At 43.8% G+C, this 2,837-nt stretch carries 2 protein-coding genes; both read right to left on the bottom strand.

Annotation, left to right across the window (positions count from 1 at the left end; genetic code table 11):
* Positions 1-318: 318 nt before the first annotated feature.
* Positions 319-2,079: a hypothetical protein gene (locus BLS65_RS17445; protein ID WP_092441067.1), complete on the bottom strand. Its 1,761-nt coding sequence runs from the start codon at positions 2,077-2,079 to the stop codon at positions 319-321.
* 3 nt (positions 2,080-2,082) lie between these two features.
* On the bottom strand, positions 2,083-2,837 hold a 755-nt coding region (locus BLS65_RS18560), incomplete at its 5' end, for a fibronectin type III domain-containing protein (protein WP_170830193.1).

Here is a 2,837-nt window from a genome sequence, read left to right as displayed (position 1 = left end):
CCTGTATTGTTCGGACTTATGAGGGGAGTGAAAATAGCGGAAATCATGTGTTCTATGTGTTCGAAACATCACATTAACCTATTTTGCAGCGCATTCCATCGAGCACATAGTTTTTTGAGTAGAACACATAAGAGGAGTAGGGAATAAAGAGACAATCTCCCGAGGATGAAGTGCAACCCTAACAAACACAGAGCAACGATTAAATCATGACCCCATACAGCGGCAAAAACCTGCAAAAAGGCTTCTGTTACGGTGGTAAGTTGCTATGAAATTATAAGCATGTGGCCAAAGAAATGTGGCGTATTTAAGTGCTTACCGCTAGAAGTTCCCTTGAAACTTCGTTTTCTTTTCCTTTCGCTGAACATTAAAGTCGAACATATAGCTATAGGTAAGATTCACCGAATACTGTGTGGATGTTTTTTTTACGCCTTGGTTAAAAACTTCCGCAAGGCTTAGGTTGAAATTGTGTCGCTTCACAAAAGTATACCCGGCACCAATCCTTAGGTTTACAATTTTCGCCAGATTCATGGTATCATTAAACGACCGGCTGTAGGTGCCAATAAAGGAAACCTTCAACTTTTCGAAGAAAGCTTTTTGCAAGGAGATGTTGTAGCTAAACACACCCATGTAGCCGGCAGGCAGCTGGTTGTGATTGTAGTTTACCGAGGTTGATGCATTAAATTTTTGCGGTATTCGGGAGTATTGGTAGGAAAGCACCGAATTGTATATGCGGTTGCCGGCAAACTTCGATTCATTTTTTTGCTGCTCCGAGGCTTCCTGATAGGTAAACACCCCGTTGATACTCTGCCGACTCTCCTTACTACTAACTAGCGTATAGTTTGCATTGCACGAAGTGGTAAGGTTCAGCTGCGTGAAGCTAAGGGTATCCAGATTTTGATACGGATTGGTTGCCGTTAGCTCACTGTAAACTTCCTTAATATGCATGTACGATTTTAAGTTGGAGTAGGACACTCCTACGTTCAACTTTTTGGTTATCATCGACGATATGTTGGTTGAATAGATTAATCGATTGCTGCTGTTCAACTTTTGATCGGACAAATTATCGCGCTGGTATCCCACATCGGCAGCAAGGTTAACCCGCTTTTTTATGGAGGTAGAAAAGTTTGCCGTTATGTTCTCGTAATCGTTCACAAAGTAATAGGCTCCAAAGGTATTATAGTTGGGGCTTACCCGTTCATACGTTGCGCCGATAACCCCTATCGACGACGATTGTGAAACACCTGCTTTAACAGCATGATGTATGGCCAAATCGCCGTTTTGCTCCACAAATCGATCCTTGACGCTGTGGGATAAGCTGTCGGTTCGGCTTATATCTGAATTAATGGCACTAATGGCGTACTCTACATTGAACTTTACGCTTTCAATAATTTTAATATCCAGAAATAAACTTCCTGCTATATTATCCATGGGAGCCACTACAGCGCTATCGCCAACACTATAAAAACTAGCATTGGGAACATCCTTGGCCTTGTAAATATTGAATCCAATATCGGCGAATTTACTGGAGTGCTCAATTTTAAAACCGCCCCCCATTCGTTTATAAATCGCCTCGGTATTAACAGAATCGCGCTTCACCTCCTTCTTCATTCTTCCGTAGATGGCGCTTACCTTCAGTCCACTTTCGAAGGTTAGCTCCACACCGCCACCAAACAGCTCATGGCCCACCAGCGTATAGGGCGAAAAAGTCATACTGGAATACCCCGCATATACCTTGATCCACTTGTACGATGGCGCAATGGAAAAGCGGTTAAAGGGCATGGAAGCGTCCTTATTCAGCTGATTATTGGTATAGGCAAACGACACGGGGACGTTAACCACGCTAAACAGGCTGAAGTTAACATTCCCGGCAAGGTAATAGGTGTATGGATCGGCACGACCCGTTGTATCGCCGGGAATGAAAGTCGATATTTGGCTCAGCGATAGTCCACCATTACTGGTGAGTATCGGAGCCTTTATAACGCCCTCAATATCCTGAGCAAAAGAAACTTCTCCGCACAGTAAAAGAAAAATGCCAACGATTAATAGGTAATACTGCCTCTTGAAATCACAAAAATTCATTCCTTACATTTTAACTTTTACAGTATTACTTAACTCGGAAGCGCTTCCATCCTCATAAATAGCCTTGATGCGGTAGTTAAAGGTTTTTTCGGGGCTCAGCTTTAAATCGAAATAGAAATCGTCCAGCGAATTGCCGTACAGCTCCATGGGTGCATCATTCACACTTCGATAAACCAGAACTTTTACGACCCGTTTATTCGACTTAATGCTCCAGATTAGCTTAACCCTATCGGTTTGCTCCCGCTTCTTTAAGCTGATACTCTCCTTGCTACCCGTGGTTTTGCACACAACCGTTTTCGATGGAGGCGAGAACAGCCCGGTATTATCCTCGGCCTTCACAAAGTAGATATACTCCTTGCCGGCCTTCACGCTCTTATCCAGATAGGTCGATCGGATATCCGCTACCTTATCCAGCTTCACGATTGCCCGAAACAGGCTATCGCCCTTTTCCCTTCGGTAGATATGGTGAAAGGCAACATCGATGCTGGAGCTGTTTACCCACGTGAGGGAAACATTACCATCTTGCTCCTCAATGCTTTTAACCACAGGCGATACGGGAGGAATAACATCCGGACGCGTAATTGTAAGCATCTCCGAAAACTCCGACTGGTTTTGCCGCACATCGATAGCCCTTACCTTGTAGTAAATATTGCGCGTAAGGGTTTTTATGTTCACGGTATCAACAAACGTAGAATCTTTAATTACGGCAGGGGTTTCGAGGATAAACTCAAACCGTGGATTGTTGGACGAGTAGACCC

The organism is Williamwhitmania taraxaci, assembly GCF_900096565.1.
In the GTDB taxonomy this organism is placed as follows: Bacteria; Bacteroidota; Bacteroidia; order Bacteroidales; family Williamwhitmaniaceae; genus Williamwhitmania; species Williamwhitmania taraxaci.
This window is presented reverse-complemented; position numbering and strand designations above follow the sequence as displayed.